Here is a 19,380-nt window from a genome sequence, read left to right on the forward strand (position 1 = left end):
CCGGCGGTGGGCCGGACGGGTGCACTCCCCGCGCGAACGGGCCCGGCCGGCGTCACCGGAGACGGGCGGCTGCGGGTGGCTGCGGGTGGCGGGGTCGCCTGGGAACCAGTGGGAACCGGGGCGGGGCTCAGTCCAGCGCGGCCAGGGGATCGTCGAGCACCGGCTGCCAGGCCAGCTCCGCCGCGCCGACCAGGCTGTTGTGGTCGAGCGATGCGGGCAGGATCGGAACGCCGCCGCTGCGGCCCCACAGACTGCGGTCCGCGACCACCGCGCGCAGCCGGTCGGGCTCGGCCGCCAGGAGTTCACGGTGGAGTCCCCCGAGGACGATCCGGTCCGGGTTGAGGATATTGACCAGCCCGGCCAGCCCCAGCCCGAGCCGGTCGGCGAGCCGCTCGCCCGCCGCGCGCACCTCCGGGTCGTCGTACTCCGAACGGAGCAGTTCCCTGGACTGGTGGAGCAGGGAGCCCTCGGGCCCGGGACGGCGGCCCGCCCCGGCCAGCAGGGCCAGCGGGTCCGTCTCCACATCGAGGCAGCCCCGGCCGCCGCAGTGGCAGGGGCGGCCCTCCGGACGGACCGTGAGATGGCCGACCTCCAGGGCCAGTCCCGCGCTGCCGGTGTGCAGCCGTCCGTCGACCACCAGCGCCCCGCCCACACCCCGGTGCCCGGTGGCGACACAGAGCAGATGCCGGGCGCCGCGCCCCGCGCCGTGGCGGTACTCGGCGAGGGCGGCGAGATTCACGTCGTTGCCGGTGAAGGCCGGACCGGTGATCCCGGCGGCGCGCACCCGCTCGGCGAAGACGGCCCGTACCGGGGAGCCGGCGGGCCAGGCGATGTGCAGCGGGTTGAGCGCGGTGCCATCGGGTTCGGCGACGGCCGACGGCACGGCCAGACCGGCGCCCACACACCGCCGGCCGCTGGCGGCGAGCAGTTCGGCGCCCGCGTCGACCACGGCACCCAGCACCTGGGCGGGGTCGGCGGAGGGGGTGAGGGAGCCGGGCACGGTGGCGACCGTCCGGCCGCCGAGGCCGACCAGCGCGGCACGGAAACCGTCGACGTGGACCTGTGCGGCGAGGACCACGGGGCCCGACTCGTCCAGCGAGAGCCGGTGCGAGGGGCGGCCCTGGGAACCGCCCGGGGCGGCGGGCCGGGAATCCACCCGGATCAGCCCCAACGCCTCCAGCTCGGCGGCGACCGCGCCCGCCGTGGCCCGGGTGACACCGAGTTCGGCGGTGAGGACGGCGCGGGTCGGGGCGCGTCCGGTGTGCACCAGCTCCAACGCGGGTCCGAGGGCGCCGCGCCCTCGCTCCAGCCGTGCCCGGACGCCCGTCGCCTTGCCGTTCATGGGGTGAGTCTCCCATGACCCGGAGGACCGATCGGACGGGCCGCCGACCGGGGTGGCCACCCCTGCGGGACGGGAGCGGCCCGCCGTCGGAACCCCTTGGTCAACGGGGTGGGGATCGGCGAGACTTGGCGGATGCGAACCCATCCCCGCGCCCACCGCGATGCCCTGACCGTCGAGATCGGTTACGCCCTGACGACGGGTGGATTCCTCGCCGCGCTGGTGCTCGCGGCGGGCCATGGCGCGGTGACGCTGCTGCCGCTGCCGGAGTACGCGGCGAGTGCGCTGTGGCGGGGGGCGACGCTGGCGGCTGTGGGGGCCTTTGTGGTGCGTGTGGTGCTGGTGCTCCACCGCTTCGGACGGGGGACGCCCCGGCCGGGGCTCCGGGACCGGCTGCGCGCCCGCCGGGCGGCCGGAACCGCCGGGAGCGCCGGGGCCTCAGAGCGCGACGGAGGTCCGGCCCTGTAGTCCGGCCTCCCGGCCCAGCCGGGCCACGGCCTGGTCGAAAAAGGGCCCCCGGTCCTCGATCATCCGGTTGAACTGGCCGAACAGCTCGAACGAGATCAGCCCGAAGAGCTGCGACCAAGCGGCCACCAGTGCCACCACTACCCCGGGGGGCAGATCGGGCGCCAGCTGGGCCGTCAGCCGGTGGGCCTCCGGGCGGACCTCCTCCGCCAGCGGGGGTACGGAGAGCGTCCCCGTCCGCCGGGCGTCCCGGGCGACGGCGAGCAGGGCGCTCCCGACCCGCGCGGCGGGGACGACGGTGTCCTGGGGCGCGGTGTAGCCGGGCACGGGTGAGCCGTAGATCAGCTCGTACTCATGGGGGTGGGCCAGCGCCCAGGCGCGCACGGCGCGGCAGATGGCCACCCAGCGGACCAGCGGGACATCGATGTCCGCCGTACCGGGGGGCGGCGACGCCGCGAGCGCGGACTCGGCGGCGGTGCCGATCTTCTCGTACGCCTCGACGATCAGCGCGGTCAGCAGGTCGTCCCGGCTGGGGAAGTAGCGGTAGAGGGCCGAGGAGACCATGCCCAGCTCGCGGGCGACCGCGCGCAGCGAGAGCTTGGCGGCTCCTTCGGCGGCGAGCCGGCGGCGGGCCTCGTCCTTGATCGCTGCGGTGACTTCGATACGGGCCCGTGCGCGGGCCCCCTTGATCGTGGCCATGGTGGGCAGTCTTTCACGTTTCGGAGCACTGACCAATAACGAGAGCATCGATCTGGAACCGGATCAGGTGTCCGATACGAGAGCGATGGTCACCACGACCGCCCCTCGGGAGCAGCGCTAGAGGCTCGCTGTAGCCAGCGGGGCGCGGAGTGGCGACCGGGCCGGGGGCGGGGCACGCTCACAGAGGGGCCGGGGCGGCGGATCGACCCGCCCGCCTCCGCGCCCGGCCACGCCCGGCCGCACCCCCACCAGCACACCCACCACCGCACCCACGCCCGCCTCCATGGGCCGCTCCAGTACGCGATCACCGCACCTTTTCGAGAGCGGCGACCATTTTCGAGAGCACTGCTCTTGATTTGGCGCACCGCTCTCGTGCACACTGATCTCAAGAGAGAGCAGTGCTCTCGGAACACGCTCGGCCAACCCTGGGAGCCCGTCATGTCACAGCAGCAGGCGCACTACATCAAGCCCACCCGCTTCGACGCCCTGATGAACGGGGCCATCGGCTGGCTCGCCCGCCGGGGCATCAGCCTGCTGGGCACCGCGGAGCTGTCGGTGAAGGGACGGACCAGTGGGGAGTGGCGCAGCATCCCGGTCAACCCGCTGCCGTACGAGGGCGGCCCCTATCTGATCTCCGCCCGGGGCCACTCCCACTGGGTGCGCAATCTGCGGGCGGCCGGTGGCGGGCGGTTGCGCGTGGGTTCCCGTACGCAGTACTTCACCGCCGTGGAGCTGCCGGACGAGGAGAAGCCCACCCTGCTCCGCACCTATCTGGAGCGGTGGGGCTGGGAGGTCGGACGGTTCTTCGGCGAGGTCGACGCCAAGTCATCGGACGAGGAACTGCTGGCCGCCGCCCACCGGCACCCGGTCTTCCGGATCACCATCGGCGGCTGAGGCGCCGGCCCCGCGCCCGGCCCCCTCGCCCGTACGGCCCCCGCGCCCGTACCCCGCCCCGACGGCACCACGCCCGCGGCGCCCCGCACCGCCCCCGTACACCCACACCCCCGTACCCACGCAACACCCCCCCACGGCACCGCCCCGGGGCACGGACCGCACCCCGGGGCCCGGGAGTCAGCCCTTGACGCGCCGGTCCAGCGTCTCCAGGGCCCGCCGGGCCACCGCGCTGGTACGGACGACGCCCGCGAGGGTGGTGGACCCCCGGGTGATCTCGCTGAACACCCGCCACGCCGGCCGGAAACCGGTGATGGCCGCGTGCACCACACCGGGACGCCGTGCGAAGACCGCGAGCAGCCGACGCCCCACCCCCATCTCCACACCCAGACCGGACTTGATGGCGAAGGCGTAGTTCAGCGCCTGCCGCCGGGCCTCCACCGCGTCGTGCGCCTCCGCGATCCTGACCGCCCACTCCCCCGCCAGCCGCCCCGAGCGGAGCGCGAAGGAGATGCCCTCACGGGTCCACGGCTCCAGCAGCCCCGCCGCGTCACCGCAGACCAGGACCCGCCCCCGGGAGAGCGGGGAGTCGTCGCTGCGGCAGCGGGTGAGATGGCCGGAGGAGATGGAGGGTTCAAAACCGGCCAGCCCCAACCGGGCGATGAAGTCCTCCAGATAACGCTTGGTCGCGGCGCCCTCGCCGCGGGCCGAGATCACCCCGACCGTGAGCGTCTTCCCCTTGGGGAAGACCCAGCCGTAACTGCCCGGCATCGGCCCCCAGTCGAGGAGCACCCGGCCCGCCCAGTCCTCCGCCACCGTGTCCGGCACCGGGATCTCCGCCTCCAGGCCCAGGTCGACCTGGTCCAGCTTGACCCCGACATGCTGGCCTATCCGGCTGGCGCTGCCGTCGGCGCCGACGACCGCGCGGGCGAGCACCGTCTCACCGTCCGAGGTGACGACGGCGACCGTGCGCCGGTCCGGTACGGCGGGACCGTGCTGCTCCACCTGGGAGACGGTGACACCGGTCCGCAGCACCGCCCCGGCCTTCTGGGCGTGCTCCACCAGCTGGGCATCGAATTCCGGCCGGTTGATCAGCCCGAACAGCATCTTCTTGGAGCGGCGGGTACGGGTCAGCCGGCCGTTGAGCGTAAAGGTGACGGCATGTACCCGCTCCCGCAGCGGCAGATCGAATCCGGGGGGCAGGCTGTCCCGGGAGGGGCCGATGATCCCTCCGCCGCAGGTCTTGTAGCGGGGCAGTTCGGCCTTCTCCAGGATCAGCACCTGACGGCCCGCCACCGCCGCCGCGTAGGCCGCCGAAGCGCCCGCCGGCCCGGCCCCCACAACGACGACGTCCCACACCGTCCCGTCGTGTCCCTGTGCCTCTGTCCCTGCCCCGGTGCCACCGTTCTCGCTGCTCACGATGTGCTTCTGCTCCCGATCCGACGCGTTGCCCGTGCTCTTCACGGCATCCTACGGCGCCGTCTTCCCACACCGCTGTGCGAGGATCGTGCATACCTGCGCCGTACCCGTTCCGCACGGCGCCCGTACCACCCTGGAGCACGCGTATGACCACCGAGCAGCCCGCCCCGCAGGCCACCGAGGCATCCGCCGGAGCGTCCGCGGGGCCGATCGCCGAGAGCGTCGCCGCCCTGATGCCGAGGGCCCGGCAGGAGCTGGCCGAGCTGGTGGCCTTCCGTTCGGTGGCGGACCCGGCGCAGTTCCCGAAGAGCGAGTGCGAGGCCGCCGCGGCCTGGTGCGCCGACGCGCTGCGCGCCGAGGGCTTCGTGGATGTGGCGCTCCTCGACACGCCGGACGGCACCCAGTCCGTCTACGGCTCTCTGCCCGGCCCGGCGGGCGCGCCCACGGTGCTGCTGTACGCGCACTACGACGTCCAGCCGCCGCTGGACGAGGACGCCTGGGAGTCGGGGCCGTTCGAGCTGACCGAGCGGGACGGCCGCTGGTACGGGCGCGGGGCCGCCGACTGCAAGGGCGGCTTCATCATGCATCTGCTGGCGCTGCGGGCGCTGCGGGCCAACGGCGGGGTGCCGGTCGGCGTCAAGATGATCCTGGAGGGGTCGGAGGAGCAGGGCACCGGCGGTCTGGAGCGGTACGCCGAGGCCCACCCGGAGCTGCTGCTCGCGGACGCCATCGTCATCGGTGACTCCGGGAACTTCCGGGAGGGGCTGCCGACGGTCACCGCCACGCTGCGCGGGATGACGATGGTCCGGGTCGAGATCGACACCCTGGAGTCCAATCTCCACTCGGGCCAGTTCGGCGGTGCCGCGCCGGACGCGCTCGCCGCGCTCATCCGGGTGCTGGACTCGCTGCGCTCCGAGGACGGCTCCACGACGGTGGACGGGCTGGCGGCGGAGCAGAGCTGGGAAGGGCTGGCCTATCCGGAGGCCGACTTCCGTTCGGACGCCAAGGTGCTGGACGGGGTGGCGCTGACCGGCTCGGGGACGGTCGCCGACCGGATCTGGGCGCGGCCCTCGGTGACCGTCATCGGGATCGACTGCCCCCCGGTGGTGGGCGCGACGCCGTCGGTGCAGGCGGGCGCGCGGGCGCTGATCAGTCTGCGGGTGCCGCCGGGCCAGGACGCGGTCCGGGCGACCGAGTTGCTGTCGGCGCATGTCCGGGCGCACACCCCGTGGGGGGCCAGGGTGTCGGTGACGCAGGTGGGCCAGGGCCAGCCGTTCCGCGCGGAGCTGGACAGCCCGGCGTACGGGGCGATGGCCGAGGCGATGCGGGTGGCGTACCCGGGGCAGGAGATGCAGGCGGCGGGGATGGGTGGCTCGATCCCGCTCTGCAACACCCTGGCCGGGCTCTACCCCGAGGCGGAGATCCTGCTGATCGGGCTGAGCGAGCCGAAGGCCCGGATCCACGCGGCGAACGAGTCGGTCTCGCCCGAGGAGCTGGAGCGGCTCTCCGTGACGGAGGCGCTGTTCCTGCGGAACTACGCGGCCTGCTGAGCGGACGGCCCGCGCCCGCTTCCGCCCTCGGCGGAAGCGGTTCGCCCAGGGTGAAGCGGCCTCGCCGACGGGGGAGGCCGGTGCCTACCGTCGGGCCATGGAGATCATCGAGGTACTGCCCGAGCTGACCCTGCTGCGGTTTCCCGTGGGGCAGGCCTATCTGTGGCGCGACGGTGGGACATTGACGCTGATCGACGCGGGGACGGTGGGAGCGGGTACGGAGATAGTCCGGGCCGTCGAGTCGCTGGGCCGCCGGCCCGGGGATGTGGCCCGGATCGTCCTGACCCACTTCCATGAGGACCATGCCGGAGGGGCGGGCGAGTTCGCCGCGCTCAGCGGCGCCCCGGTGCTGGCCCATCGCCGGGACGCCCCGTACATCCGGGGTGAGGCGGTGGGTCCGCCGCCCGTCTTCGAGGAGTGGGAGCGTCCGCTGTACGCGGCGGTCTCCCCGCTGCTGCCGGATCCGTCGCTGCCGATGGCCCGGCCCGCCGAGGTGGTGGAGGTGGACGACGGGGAGGTGCTCGACTTCGGCGGCGGCGCCCGGGTGGTGTGGGTGCCGGGGCATACGGAGGGCAGTATCGGCCTCCATCTGCCGGAGCACGGTGTGCTGTTCACGGGGGACGCCGTCGCCTCGGCCCCGGACGACGGCCGGGTGCTGATGGGGGTGTTCAACCAGGACCGGGCGGGTACGGAGGCGTCGTTCGCGAAGCTGGCCGCGCTCCCCGCCGAGGTGGCGTGCTTCGGCCATGGCGATCCCGTACGGAACAACGCCTCGGCGGTGCTACGGGCGGCGTACGAGCGCGATCACGCCCCGGGGCGGGCCTGAGTCCGCCCCCTCCTGCTGGGAGGACGACCGGGCCGGTCAGGGGGAGTCGACCCCCTGACCGGCAGATCGCCGCCTGGTGCCTATCGGCGCAGCAGGGCGTCGGCGATGGCGACCTGGGTCGGCTCCAGTGCGCTCTTGCCGTCCTCGATGTCCCACAACGCGTTCTGCAACACCCGTCCGAGGGTCCAGCCGGTGGCCCGCTGCCGGTCCAGGTCGAGCGCCTCGGTCAGCAGGTCGAAGCGGCGGAGCACCGTACCGGACACGTCTCCGCCCGCCATGACCTCGTCCCATCGGTTGTCCAGCGCGGGCAGCAGGTCGAACCCGGGGTCGCCGGCGAGCGGTTCGGGGTCGATGGCCAGCCAGGGTTCGCGCTGCCCGGCGAGGATGTTGTCGTCGTGGAGGTCCCAGTGGAGCAGGCGGTCGCCGGGTTCGCCGATCAGCTCCTCCACGGCGGAGGCACAGGTGCGTACCAGCCGCCGCTCGGCCGGGTCCCGCAGGGCCGGCACCGCCTGAGGTACCTGGTCGAGCATGGCGGCGGCGATGTCGGCCAGGTGCCGCAGGCCCTCGGGCGCGGGCACCGCGACCAGACGTGCCAGCAGATCGGCGAGGATCCGCAGGGCGGTGGTGTCGTCGGCCACCGACGAGAGCGACCGGGCGCCGTCCAGCCGTTCCAGCAGCTGGGTGCTGCTCTCCGGGTCGTGGTCGAGCAGGTGCACCATGCCCTGGCCGTTCCAGGTCCGCAGACCGGCCGCCACACCGGCGTTCTCCTCGCTGGGCGGCTGGAGCTTGAGCACGGCGGGCGTGCCGTCCGCGCGGATCACCGGCAGGACGAGCGAGGCCATGCCATGCCCGGCGGGACCGTCCGGCCGCAGCTCCCAGCGGTCCAGGAAGTCCGCGACCGAGCGGGGCAGCGCGGCCAGCCAGGCACGCCCCGGCCCGTTGTCCGGCTTGCCGTACGAGGCGACCAGCGCATCGGGGACGTCAACGGAAAACGATGTGTTCATGTTCGGTGGATCTCCTTTGTGGGTTCCGGATGCGGTGGCAACGGCACAAAGGAGGTGAGGTGGTGCCCGGCTGCCGGGCAGGTGTCAACGCATACCGCCACCGTACCGAAACCGATCACCCCGGCTCCAGTGGAATAGTGGCGGCCTGCGAAGCGGCCGGCATACCGGCCTGCACACCGCCGGATCAGACGGGGACGCCCGCCTCCAGATAGTGGGCGCTGCCCCGCTCCCTGGCCCGCAGCGCCCAGCGGAGCCTTTCGTACCGTACGGGCGGCAGCAACCCGCGTGCCTCGTCCTCGCCGACGAAGCGCCAGCCGCGCAGTTCGGCGCCGGGCAGCAGGACCCGGCGGGCCCGGTCGGCGCCGAGGCGTCCGCCGTCGAAGAGGAGGCGGAGCCCGCCGAAGCGGGGGGGCCGGGGCGCCTCCCAGTCCACCACCAGGAGCCGGGGCACCTCCTCCAGCGCGATGCCCAGTTCCTCCGCCACCTCGCGCATACCGGCGCGGGCGGGTGCCTCACCGGGTTCGACCACCCCGCCGGGGAACTCCCAGCCGGGTTTGTACGTGGGGTCCACCAGCAGCACCCGGTCCTCCTCGTCGAAGAGCAGGACCCCGGCGGCGACGGTCTCCCCGGTGGGGTGGGGGGTCTGCACGATCTCGCAGACCGGTGCCTCACCGGTACGGAGGGCGTCGGCGATCCGCTCGGCGGCCCGGCGGGGGTCGAGGGCGCTGGTGTCGAGGACGAAGGCGGCCTCGCCAATCCGGTCGAGGGCGGTGCGGGAGGAGCCGTCGGGGTCGCGCTCCGGCGGCCCGCCGTTGGTCTCCGCACCGCTGGGACGGGCGAGCGCACCGGTGATCTCCGCACCGCTGGGGTGGGTCAGCGCGCCGGTGGCGGCGGCGAGGGCGGTACGGGCGGCCGTCCGATGGCGCAGGATCGTTTCATCCGGTCGCAGCAGCACCTGGCACACCGGGATTCTGCGGGCGGCGAGCCCGCCGAAGATCTCGTCCCGGTGCTCCTGGCGCAGCAGGGTCATGGGGACCACGAGGACACCGCCGAGTTCGGCGAGCATCGCCGCCGCGGTGTCCACGACCAGCCGGCGCCAGATGGGGAGTTCCGGGTAGCCGTAGCCGTCCGGGGTGCCGAGGCGCTCGGGCGGCAGCAGGGCCCGCAGACCGGCCGCGGTGAGTTCCGGGTCGTACAGCGTGCTGCCGGGAAGCAGGTCGATCAGTTCCCGTGCGGTGGTCGACTTCCCCGCCCCGAACGCGCCGTTGATCCAGACGATCACGGTTCCCCCTCTTCCTCGGCCGAGTGTGGATTGCCCGGAACACCCTGCCATGGAAACCCTTACGGGTACGGGGACCCCCCTGCCGCCGCCGGGCGGTCGCCTCGGCCGTGGTGCGGCTGCCCCTTCCGCGGTGCTACCCCTTCCCCGCGCCCAGGGTGAGTCCCGCGATGAAGTGCCGTTGCAGCAGCAGGAAGACGATCACGGTGGGCAGGGCGACGATGACCGACCCGGCGGCCAGCAGGTTGTAATCGGTGAAGAACTGGCCCCTGAGGTTGTTGAGCGCCGAGGTGATGGGGAGTTTGTCGCCGTCGGAGATGAAGACGAGCGCCCAGAGGAAGTCATTGTACATCCAGGTGAACTGGAGGGTGCCCAGGGCGGCGAGGGCCGGCCGGCAGAGCGGCAGTGTGATGCGCCAGTAGCGGGTCCAGACCCCGGCCCCGTCCACCAGCGCGGCCTCCAGGATCTCGACGGGCAGGGTGCGCATGTAGTTGGCGAGGACGAAGACACAGAACCCGATCTGGAATCCGACCTGGACGGTGAGCACGGCCCAGTACGAGTCGAACATGGTCATCGAGTCGGACATCCAGTACGGCAGCGGGATGCGGTTGAAGAGCACATACAGCGGGGTGACGATGGTCTGCTGGGGCAGCAGATTGCCCGCCGTGAAGAGCATCAGCAGCACCATCGAACCGCGCATCCCGAGCCGGGCGACGGCGAAGGCGACGAAGGAGGCGAAGAAGAGGGTGATCAGCACCCCCGGCACCGCGATCAGCAGGGTGTTGACGAAGTACTTGGTCATCTCCGAGTCGGTGAACGCCTGCCGGTAGTAGTCGAGGGAGAGCGAGCGGGGCAGGGAGAAGTAGCCGAGTTCGGAGGTCTCCTCGTAGGGGCGGAGCGAGGCGTAGACGGCGAGGAGCAGCGGGGCGAGGAAGGCGAGGGAGACGCCCATGAGGAAGGCGTGCACTCCCAGTCGCCCGGGGCGCGGGCGGCGGCGGGCGCGCCCGGCCGGGGCGGGCACCCCGGTACCGGTACGGCGGGTGCGGCGGGTACGGGGCGCACGGGCGGTGGTGGTCATCGGTTTCTCTCCCCCCGGATCTCCTGGACCAGGAAGGTGATGACAAAGCCCAGGGAGAACAGCAGCAGGACGACGGCGATGGCGGAGCCGAAGCCGATCCGGCTCGCCTCTCCGACGATGTTGTCGGTGACCAGGACGGAGAGGAGTTCCAGGCCGTTTCTGCCCTTGTTGACGGCGTAGACGATGTCGAAGGCGCGCAGGGCCTCGATGACCGTGATGACGCCGACGATCACATTGACCGGCCGGAGGGTAGGCAGCACCACCCGGAAGAAGGTCTGTGCCTCGCTCGCGCCGTCGATGGCGGCGGCCTCCTTGAGGGAGGGGTCGACGGCCTTGAGCCCGGCGAGGAAGAGGATCATCACATAGCCGGTGTGCCGCCAGGCCGCCGCCAGCAGGATCATCCAGAGGTTGAGATCGGGGTCGCCGAGCCAGTCGGTGGGGTTCTCGGTGTCGCCGAGGACCGCGTTGAGGGCTCCCTGGTCACGGGAGAAGATCAGCTGGGCGATGAAGCCGACGACGGCGAGCGAGAGCACCACCGGCATATAGAGGGTGGACTGGTAGAAGCGGCTGAAGCGCACTCCCCGGTCGATGAGGACGGCGAGCAGCAGTCCGAAGGGGGTGGCGACCAGGGCGAGGAAGGCCAGCCAGAGCAGATTGTGCCGGGCGGCGGGCCAGAAGGCGGGGTAGTTGGTGAAGAGGTTCTCGTAGTTGCGCAGGCCGACCCAGGAGATGTCGCCGATCCCGTCCCAGCTGGTGAAGGAGAGGACGACGGAGGCGAGGGTGGGGCCCCAGATGACGGCGATGTCGAGCAGGATCGGTATGCCGAGCAGGACCGAGGTGACGGCGAGATCGCGGCGGGTGAGGCGGCGCGGGCTCCGGCGGCGGGCGGGCCGGGCCCCGGACGGTTCCGCGACCCCGCCACGGCCCGGACCGGGGGGCGCGCCCGGGGGCGGGTCCGGGGGTCCGCCCCCGGGTTTATGCAGCAGCGGCACGGGTGGTGACTCCAAGTCGGTCGCGTCCGGACAGGGCGGCACGGTCGTGCGGGGCGGCGCGGAAGCGGTTCGGGGCGGAAGCGGTTCGGGGCAGGGCGGCGCGGAAGCGGTTCGGGGCGGCGCGGGCTCCGGCGGCGGCCGGGCCGGGCGCGGGGCGGGGCTGCCGGTCAGGAGTCCGCGGCGAAGATGGTCTTCTTCTGCCTCTCGATGCCCTTGACCAATCCGTCCACGTCCTTCGGGTTGTTGATGAAGGACTGAATGGCCGGAACCATCACCGTGGAGGAGAAGTCGGGGCGGGTGTCCCGGTCCAGGAACTGGGAGATGTGCCGGGCGCCGGAGACCAGCTCGACGGCCTTCTTCTGGAGCGGGGTGTACGCGGAGGTGTCGGCCCGGTCGCTGACCGCGATGTTGTTGGGGTCACTGGCCAGATAGATGTCCTCGGCCTTCCCCGTGGCGAGCCATTTCAGCAGGTCCTTGGCGCTGGCCATGGTCCTGTCGTTCTTGAGGGACTTGGACTTCTTCGCCAGCAGGAAGCCGTCGATGGGCGCCTCGACGGCGTCCTGGCCGTGCGCCGGGTCGATCTCCGGGAAGGGGAAGAAGTCGATGTCGTCCTGTTCCCCCTTCGGGAACTGGGCGCCGGGGTGCGGCAGTCCGAAGACGGCCATGCCGGCCTCCCGCTTCTGGAGGCTGTTGGCCGCCTCCTGCCAGGTACGGCCATTGGCGCCGGGCTGGCAGTACGGCAGCAGGCTCCGCCAGGTGTCGAAGACCGCCTTGACCCGGTTGTCGGTCCACGCCTCCTCGCCCGCCATGAGGTTCTTGTGGAATTCGTAGCCGTTGCTGCGCATATTGAGGTAGTCGAAGGTGCCCATCGCGGGCCAGCCGTCCTTGTCGCAGAAGGCGATGGGGACGAGCTTGTCCTTCTTCATCCGCCGGGCGAGGGCGATGTACTGGTCGAGGGTGCGGGGCGCGGTGTAACCGTGTTCCTGGAAGACGCTCTTACGGTGGAAGACGGCCCAGGGGTAGTAGTAGTACGGGGTGAGGTACTGCTTGCCGTCCGCGCCGGTGGACTGGGCCTTGAGCGCGTCGGAGAAGCCCTCGTATCCGCGCCACAGATCGCTGATGTCGTGCAGCAGTCCCTTCTGGGCGAAGAACTGCATACGGTAGCCCGCGAACCACATGAAGACATCGTCCGGGGTGCCCTGGAGATACCGGTTGATGTTCTCCTGGAATGTGTTGTGGTCAACGGTGTTGACCTTGATCTTGCGGCCTTCCTTGGACTGTTTCGTGTACGCGGCGAAGGCATCCGCGAACGCCTTCTTCGGGACCGGGTCGGAGGAGTTGGAGCCGACTCTGACGGTCTTGCCGTCACCCCCGGGGCCGTCGCCGCAGCCGGTCAGCAGGGCGGGCAGGGCCACCGCTCCCGCGCCGACCGCGGCGCCGCGTAACACACCACGTCGTGACGGCCGGGAGATCCGATGACCGGTGACGCTTCCGGGTACCGCTGAGCCGTCGAACGATGACCGTGCCATGGCCCCTCCTCCAGGGTGCAACCCAACACAACTCAACGCGAGGATTGGATCTCACTCCCACAGAAGGGCGCCGTCAAGGGGTTCGGCAGGACATCGGCCAACCGTTACCACATCTCTTCCAACAGACTTCAACAGGCTCTACCGTAAACGCTCGCCCCTCGCACGTACACGCCTTCCCGTTCCATCCCTGCGAGTACGGAAGAAGGTCACGATGCGTCACCCCACCACCCCCGGTCCACATCGGAGAGTCATCGGAGCGCTGACCGTCGCGCTCCTCGGCGCGGCCGGGCTGACCACACCGGCCGCCGCCGCGCCGACGGAGGCTCCCCGGGCCGCCGCGGCGGCGTTCCCCGACATACAGCCCGCCGACGCACGGCCCACGGCCGTACGGCCCGCCGCGGCGCCCCCGCCGGTCCGGGCCCCGGGCGCCGACCCGGCCGAGGCGCTGGCCCTGACCCCGCCGATGGGGTTCAACAACTGGAACTCCACCCACTGTCGGGCGGATTTCAATGAGGCCATGGTCAAAGGCATCGCCGATATCTTCGTCGAGCGCGGCCTGAAGGCGGCCGGATACACCTATGTGAACCTGGACGACTGCTGGGCTCTGCCGGCGCGGAACGCCGAGGGCAAACTGGTGCCCGACCCGGTGCGCTTCCCCAACGGCATCAAAGCGGTGGCCGACTATGTGCACTCCAAAGGGCTGAAATTCGGTATCTACACCAGCGCGGGAACGAAGACCTGCAACCGCGCCGGGTTCCCCGGGGCCCTCGGCCATGAGTACAGCGACGCCCAGCAGTTCGCCGACTGGGGAGTCGACTACCTGAAGTACGACAATTGCAATAACCAGGGTGTGGACGCCAAGCTCCGCTACACGACCATGCGGGACGCGCTGAAGGCCACCGGCCGCCCCATCGTCTACAGCCTCTGCGAATGGGGACAGAACAAGCCATGGGAGTGGGCCAAGGACGTCGGCCAGCTGTGGCGCACCACCGGTGACATCAGCGACAACTGGGGCTCCATGCTCTCCATCCTGAAGCGGAACCTTCCGCTCGCCCCCTATGCGGGACCCGGCCACTGGAACGACCCCGACATGCTGGAGGTCGGCAACGGCGGGATGACGGACATCGAGTACCGCTCCCACTTCTCCCTCTGGTCGATCATGGCGGCACCGCTGCTGATCGGATCCGATCTGCGCAAGGCCCCGGAGTCCGCCTTCGAGATCCTCGGCAATCGCGAGGTGATTGCCGTGAACCAGGACCGGCTGGGCAAGCAGGGCACGGTGGTCTCCTCCGAGGGCGGCCGCTGGGTGGTGGCCAAGGAGCTGGCGGACGGCAGCCGCGCCGTCGCGCTCTTCAACGAGAGCGCCCGCCCGCAGCGGATCGCCACCACGGCCCAGGCCGTGGGGCTCCCCCGGGCCGCCGGATACGCGGTCCGCGATCTGTGGAGGCACTCCGGCACCCACACGGCGGACACCCTCGCGGCGACCGTGCCCGCGCACGGCACCGTACTGCTGCGGGTCTCGAACAGCCGCTCCTGGCCGCTGCTCCCGCCGAGTGTGGAGGCCGTCGCCGACGAGCAGGTGATGGTGGAGGCCACACAGACGGGTGAGACCACCACCACCGTGACCGACCTCGGCCGGATCCCGGTCCGCAAGGTCTCCGTGGCGCTCACCGGCCCGGCGGGATGGACGGTACGGGCCGCCTCCCGGACCACCGAGCGGGTGCTGTCGCCCGGCGAACGGCTCGCCACCCGGTGGCAGGTGAGCCCTCCGGCGGGGACCGCCCCCGGGGCGCACGAACTGACCCTCACGGTGAACTACCGCACCCTCACCGGCAAACGGCTCTCCCTGACGGCTCCCGCCTCCGTGAGCGTCGTCGTGGCACCCCCGGCCGGGCGCTCCTACCTCAGCGACCTCGGCTGGCTCAGCACCGCCAACGGCTGGGGACCGGTGGAGAAGGACCGCAGCAACGGCGAGAGCAAGGCCGGTGACGGCAGGCCGATCACCATCGGCGGCCAGGTCTTCGCCAAGGGGCTCGGGGTGCACGCGTCGAGCACCGTCGAGTACTACGCCGGCGGCCGGTGCACCACCGTCGAGGCACAGGTCGGGGTGGACGACGAGAAGGGCACCCGGGGCACGGTCACCTTCGAGATCTGGGCCGACGGGGTCAAGGCCGCCGCCACCGGGGTGCTGACCAACGCCATGAACGCCCAGCCGGTCACGGCCGATGTCCGGGGCGCCAAGGTGGTACGGCTGGTGGTCACCGACGGCGGGGACGGCATCGACTCCGACCACGCGGACTGGGCCGATCTGACCATCGGCTGCTGAACCGGCGGCCGCCGGGAAGGTTGCGTGGACCGTACCGGCGCGGGCTCCGGATTCCCGGGGACCGCGCCGGGCGGGCTCCGGGCACCGGCGGCCCCGCCCCGCCCTCAGGAGAGGCCACCGTCCGCCCCGGCGGTCCCGCCGGGACCGCTCGTGCCGAGCGAGGCCGCGGCCGCCGCGCCCACCAGCCCCGCGTCCGTCCCCGTCACCGCCGGGACCACGGTCAGCCCCCGGACGAAGGAGAGCGTCGCGTAGTCGCGCAGGGCACGCCGCAGCGGGGCGAAGAGCACCTCACCCGCCCCCGCCACTCCCCCGCCGACCACCGCCGTCTCGATCTCCACCAGGGCGGCGGTCGCGGCGATGGCGGCGGCCAGCGCCCTGGCGGCCCGCTCGAAGGAGGCGAGGGCGACCGGATCACCGCCCCGGGCCGAGGCGGCCACGGCGGCGGCCGAGATGTCCCCGCCGGGCGCCGGGCGCCAGCCACCGGCCAGCGCGCGCCGGGTGATACTGGGGCCGCTGGCGATCCGCTCCACACAGCCGCGCCCGCCGCAGGGGCAGCGCTCCCCGTCCAGATCGACGCTGATATGGCCGATATGACCCGCGTTCCCGGTGGGTCCCGGGCGCACCCTGCCGTCGAGGACGAGGCCGCCGCCGACCCCGGTGGAGACCACCAGACAGAGCGCGTTCCGGTGGCCCCGGGCGGCACCCTGCCAGTGCTCGGCGGCGGCCATCGCGACCCCGTCGCCGACCAGGGTGACCGGAAGCCCGCCGACGGCCCGGCGGACCCGCTCCACCAGGGGAAAGTCGCGCCACGCGGGCACATTGACCGGGCTCACCGTCCCCGCCGACGCGTCCACCGGGCCCGCGCTGCCGATCCCCACGGCTGACGCCCCGGGCCACAGCGGCGAGCCGGCCAGCTCCGCCAGGACCGACTCCACGGCGGCCATCACCGTCGCCGCGCCCTCCTGCGCGGGCGTGGGCCGCTGCGCCCGCAGCAGCAGCCGGCCGTCGCCGTCCACCAGGGCACCCGCGATCTTGGTCCCGCCGATGTCGAGGGCGGCGACGAGGTTGGTGGGCATGTCTGTCATCCCCTGGTGAACTGTCGGTCCGTCACCCCCCGATGGCCGGGGAGCCCAGCAAGATCCACGAGGGGACCCTAGCTGCTGCCCGCCGGTCCGGGAACAGTCTTCCCAGGGATGACAACGTTGTCCAGACTTATGCTCGACGCTGCCCCCGCACGGCGGACGGTCGCCCCCGTACGGGTGGGACCGGTCGCCTTCCGCGCGGGCACCCGTACGACGACAGGACGACGCACTGTGGCCGATACCGCTCACCCCGCCCTCGTACCCGCCCGGCGCGGGATCCCCGAATCCCGTTACGGCAACCGGCCCACCATGAAGGATGTCGCCGCGCGGGCCGGGGTCGGCCTCAAGACCGTCTCCCGGGTGGTCAACGACGAACCGGGGGTCACACCCGACACCGAACGCCGGGTGCGGGAGGCGATCGACGCCCTGGGATTCCGGCGCAACGACAGCGCCCGGGTGCTGCGCAAGGGCCGTACCGCCTCGATCGGTCTGGTGCTGGAGGATCTGGCGGACCCGTTCTACGGCTCGCTGAGCCGCGCCGTGGAGGAGGTCGCCCGGGCCCACGGGGCCCTGCTGATCAATGGCTCCAGCGCCGAGGACCCGGAGCGGGAGCGGGAGTTGGCACTGGCGCTCTGCGCGCGCCGGGTGGACGGGCTGATAGTGATCCCGGCCGGCCGGGACCACCGCTATCTGGAACCGGAGATACGCGCGGGCATCGCCACCGTCTTCGTGGACCGGCCCGCCGGGCGGATCGACGCGGACACCGTCCTCTCGGACAGCTTCGGCGGTACGCGGGCGGGCACGGCCCATCTGATCGCGCACGGCCACCGCAGGATCGGCTTCATCGGCGACCGGCCGGGCATCCACACCGCCGCCGAACGGCTGCGCGGCTACCGTGCCGCCCTGACCGACGCGGGGCTCCCGCTCGACGACGCCCGGGTCTCGCAGGGGTCGACCGCCCCGGAGCGGGTGCGCTCCGCGGCGCTGGCGATGCTCGGCGGCCCGGAGCCGGTGACGGCGCTGGTCGCGGGGAACAACCGGGTGACGGTGACGGCGGTACGGGTCCTGGCGGAGCGCGAACGCCCGGTGGCGCTGGTCGGCTTCGACGATCTCGACCTCGCCGATCTGCTGGGGATCACGGTGGTCGCCCAGGACGCGGCGGCGCTGGGGCGGACGGCGGCGGAACGGCTGTTCCGCCGGCTGGAGGGCGCGGCGGACGCTCCGGAACAGGTGACCCTGGCGACCCGGCTGATCCCCCGGGGCTCCGGGGAGATCCCGCCGTCGCCCTGACGGGGCACGGCACGGGCCGGTGGGGGCTCAGCAGGGGGGTGTTCCGCGCCGGGGGGCGGCGAAGTCGTGGAGTTCCGTACGGGTGAGGCCGCCGATGGCGGTGACCTCGGCGAGGTCGACGGCCCCGCAGTCGACACCCCGCAGCAGATAGCCGCCCAGCGCCCGCGCGGTGGCGGGTTCGTCCAGGACGGCGCCGCCCCCGCGCTCCGCGTACCGGGCGAGCCGCTCGGCCGCGCGGGTGAACCCCTCGCGGTAGAAGGCGAAGACGGCCGCGTACCGGGTCGGCAGCTGCCCGGGGTGGAGATCCCAGCCCTGGTAGTAGGCGCGGGCCAGGGCCCGGCGGACCAGCCCGTAGTGCAGCCGCCAGGCGTCGTGGACCTGCTCGGTGGGGCCGACGGGCAGGACATTGCTGGAGCCGTCGCAGACCCGTACGCCGGTACCCGCCGCGGCCACCTGCATCACGGCCTTGGCATGGTCGGCGGCGGGATGGTCGCTCGCCTGATGGGCGGCGCTGACGCCGAGAGCGGCGCTGTAGTCGAAGGTGCCGTAGTGGAGTCCGGTGGCCCGGCCCCCGGCGGCGTCGATCATCCGCGCCACGGTGGCGGTGCCGTCGGCGGCCAGCACGGCCTGGCTGGTCTCGATCTGTATCTCGAAGCCGATCCGTCCGTGCTCCGTGCCGACCCCTGTGCCACGGGCCCGTTCGAAGGCTTCGAGCAGCCGGACGAAGGCGGTGATCTGCTCGGCGTAACTGACCTTGGGGAGGGTGAGCACCAGCCCCGGGGGCAGGGTGCCGCCGTGCTCCAGCAGCCCGGTGAGGAAGATGTCGAGGGTACGGATGCCCCGGTCGCGTACGGGGGCCTCCAGGCACTTCATCCGGATGCCCTGGTACGGGAGGGCCGTGCCGTCCCGGTGTGCGCGGGCGGTCAGCAGGGCGGCACGGGCGGCGTCGGCGTCCTCCTCGTCCGCGTTCCGTCCGGTGTAACCGTCCTCGAAGTCGATCCGCAGATCCTCCACGGGCTCCCGCAGCAGCTTGGCGCGCACCCGGTGGTGGACCTCTTCGGCGAGGGCGCCGGGGAGGCCGAGGACGGCGGCGAAGGAGGCGGCGTCGGGGGCGTGTTCGTCGAGGGTGGCACGGGCGGTGGCACCCCAGGAGCGGACGGTGTCGGCGGTGAAGGCGTCCCCGGGGACATAGACGGTGTGGACCGGGCAGCGGGTGCCGGGGTCACCGGGATAGCGGCGGGTCAGCTCGGCGTCGACCGGGGCGAGCAGGGCGCCGATCTCCTCATGGACCGAGGGAGCCAGGCTGGTCGCCACGGCCCTGTCCCGCTCCGCCGCCGTCCCCTGATGTTCCGTCACGGCAACAACCTCCCGGTTTCCGCTCGCCGGAATCAGCAATCCGCATGGCGAAGTTATCGGCGGGGTCGTGGAGCGTCAATGCCGCAGGAGGGCCGTGCGGGTGCGGTTCCCGTACGGCCCTCCTGCGGGGGTTGTCCCGTGTGTGTGTGGGGGGGGGGTTAGTTCTTGCGGTGGTTGATCTCGTCGGTGAGCTGGGGCAGGACGGTGTGGAGGTCGCCGACGACGCCGTAGTCGGCGAGGTCGAAGATGGGGGCC

General features: G+C 72.5%; 16 protein-coding genes and 1 pseudogene. 6 read left to right on the plus strand and 11 right to left on the minus strand.

The annotated features are described in order from the left end of the window. Positions 1 to 127 precede the first annotated feature (127 nt). Positions 128 to 1,342 (minus strand): ROK family protein, encoded by a 1,215-nt coding sequence (locus ABT354_RS22575; protein WP_351496562.1) that lies wholly within the window; start codon positions 1,340 to 1,342, stop codon positions 128 to 130. Between the two features lie 132 nt (positions 1,343 to 1,474). Here ABT354_RS22575 and ABT354_RS22580 point away from each other — a divergent pair, with 132 nt between their 5' ends. Beyond that, positions 1,475 to 1,807 carry a DUF6332 family protein gene (locus ABT354_RS22580; protein ID WP_351496564.1) on the plus strand — a complete coding sequence of 111 codons (333 nt, stop codon included), beginning with the start codon at positions 1,475 to 1,477 and terminating at the stop codon, positions 1,805 to 1,807. Here the strand turns inward: ABT354_RS22580 and ABT354_RS22585 are convergent. Further along, on the minus strand, positions 1,778 to 2,503 hold the full coding sequence (locus tag ABT354_RS22585) for a TetR/AcrR family transcriptional regulator (RefSeq protein ID WP_351496566.1): 726 nt from the start codon (positions 2,501 to 2,503) through the stop codon (positions 1,778 to 1,780). The genes ABT354_RS22580 and ABT354_RS22585 overlap by 30 nt on opposite strands. A 438-nt stretch (positions 2,504 to 2,941) precedes the next feature. On the opposite strand from ABT354_RS22585, the gene ABT354_RS22590 reads away from it, so the two are divergent. Then, positions 2,942 to 3,397, plus strand: coding sequence for a nitroreductase family deazaflavin-dependent oxidoreductase (locus tag ABT354_RS22590; RefSeq protein WP_351496568.1), 456 nt, complete (start codon positions 2,942 to 2,944; stop codon positions 3,395 to 3,397). 177 nt (positions 3,398 to 3,574) lie between these two features. Here the strand turns inward: ABT354_RS22590 and ABT354_RS22595 are convergent, their stop codons facing one another. Then, positions 3,575 to 4,813, minus strand: coding sequence for a geranylgeranyl reductase family protein (locus ABT354_RS22595; protein ID WP_351496570.1), 1,239 nt, complete (start codon positions 4,811 to 4,813; stop codon positions 3,575 to 3,577). Between the two features lie 146 nt (positions 4,814 to 4,959). On the opposite strand from ABT354_RS22595, the gene ABT354_RS22600 reads away from it, so the two are divergent. Together ABT354_RS22600 and ABT354_RS22605 are read left to right on the plus strand one after the other, a co-directional pair. Beyond that, positions 4,960 to 6,363 (plus strand): dipeptidase, encoded by a 1,404-nt coding sequence (locus ABT354_RS22600; protein ID WP_502983475.1) that lies wholly within the window; start codon positions 4,960 to 4,962, stop codon positions 6,361 to 6,363. A gap of 97 nt (positions 6,364 to 6,460) precedes the next feature. Further along, positions 6,461 to 7,189 carry an MBL fold metallo-hydrolase gene (locus tag ABT354_RS22605; protein WP_351496572.1) on the plus strand — a complete coding sequence of 243 codons (729 nt, stop codon included), beginning with the start codon at positions 6,461 to 6,463 and terminating at the stop codon, positions 7,187 to 7,189. 80 nt (positions 7,190 to 7,269) lie between these two features. Here ABT354_RS22605 and ABT354_RS22610 read toward each other — a convergent pair whose 3' ends face one another. The 5 genes from ABT354_RS22610 to ABT354_RS22630 all read right to left on the minus strand — a co-directional run bounded on the left by ABT354_RS22610 (position 7,270) and on the right by ABT354_RS22630 (position 13,071). Next, positions 7,270 to 8,193, minus strand: coding sequence for an aminoglycoside phosphotransferase family protein (locus tag ABT354_RS22610; protein ID WP_351496574.1), 924 nt, complete (start codon positions 8,191 to 8,193; stop codon positions 7,270 to 7,272). Between the two features lie 184 nt (positions 8,194 to 8,377). Next, positions 8,378 to 9,475: an NUDIX hydrolase gene (locus tag ABT354_RS22615; protein ID WP_351496576.1), complete on the minus strand. Its 1,098-nt coding sequence runs from the start codon at positions 9,473 to 9,475 to the stop codon at positions 8,378 to 8,380. Positions 9,476 to 9,608: 133 nt separating this feature from the next. Further along, positions 9,609 to 10,550 carry a carbohydrate ABC transporter permease gene (locus ABT354_RS22620; protein ID WP_351496578.1) on the minus strand — a complete coding sequence of 314 codons (942 nt, stop codon included), beginning with the start codon at positions 10,548 to 10,550 and terminating at the stop codon, positions 9,609 to 9,611. After that, complete coding sequence (locus ABT354_RS22625) at positions 10,547 to 11,542, minus strand: carbohydrate ABC transporter permease (RefSeq protein WP_351496580.1); 996 nt, start codon at positions 11,540 to 11,542, stop codon at positions 10,547 to 10,549. Before ABT354_RS22625 ends, ABT354_RS22620 begins: the two co-directional genes overlap by 4 nt. Positions 11,543 to 11,709: 167 nt before the next feature. After that, entirely contained in the window at positions 11,710 to 13,071 is a 1,362-nt protein-coding gene (locus ABT354_RS22630) for an ABC transporter substrate-binding protein (protein WP_351496582.1), read from the minus strand. A gap of 211 nt (positions 13,072 to 13,282) precedes the next feature. Here ABT354_RS22630 and ABT354_RS22635 point away from each other — a divergent pair, with 211 nt between their 5' ends. After that, positions 13,283 to 15,397 carry an NPCBM/NEW2 domain-containing protein gene (locus tag ABT354_RS22635; RefSeq protein ID WP_351496584.1) on the plus strand — a complete coding sequence of 705 codons (2,115 nt, stop codon included), beginning with the start codon at positions 13,283 to 13,285 and terminating at the stop codon, positions 15,395 to 15,397. A gap of 104 nt (positions 15,398 to 15,501) precedes the next feature. On the opposite strand, the gene ABT354_RS22640 is transcribed toward ABT354_RS22635, so the two are convergent. Then, a complete protein-coding gene (locus ABT354_RS22640; protein ID WP_351496586.1) occupies positions 15,502 to 16,473 on the minus strand; it encodes an ROK family protein in 972 nt (323 codons plus the stop codon). A gap of 315 nt (positions 16,474 to 16,788) precedes the next feature. Here ABT354_RS22640 and ABT354_RS22645 point away from each other — a divergent pair, with 315 nt between their 5' ends. After that, positions 16,789 to 17,769 (plus strand): LacI family DNA-binding transcriptional regulator, encoded by a 981-nt coding sequence (locus ABT354_RS22645; RefSeq protein ID WP_351496608.1) that lies wholly within the window; start codon positions 16,789 to 16,791, stop codon positions 17,767 to 17,769. A 27-nt stretch (positions 17,770 to 17,796) separates the two neighbouring features. Here ABT354_RS22645 and ABT354_RS22650 read toward each other — a convergent pair whose 3' ends face one another. Both ABT354_RS22650 and ABT354_RS22655 read right to left on the minus strand, forming a co-directional pair. Continuing rightward, the gene (locus ABT354_RS22650; protein WP_351496588.1) at positions 17,797 to 19,125 is read right to left on the minus strand and encodes a DUF6986 family protein; all 1,329 of its coding nucleotides are present in this window, start codon (positions 19,123 to 19,125) and stop codon (positions 17,797 to 17,799) included. Between the two features lie 158 nt (positions 19,126 to 19,283). Beyond that, a pseudogene (locus ABT354_RS22655) lies at positions 19,284 to 19,380 on the minus strand (electron transfer flavoprotein subunit alpha/FixB family protein); the annotation flags it as partial.

The organism is Streptomyces sp. NPDC000594, from assembly GCF_040299965.1.
In the GTDB taxonomy this organism is placed as follows: Bacteria; Actinomycetota; Actinomycetes; order Streptomycetales; family Streptomycetaceae; genus Streptomyces.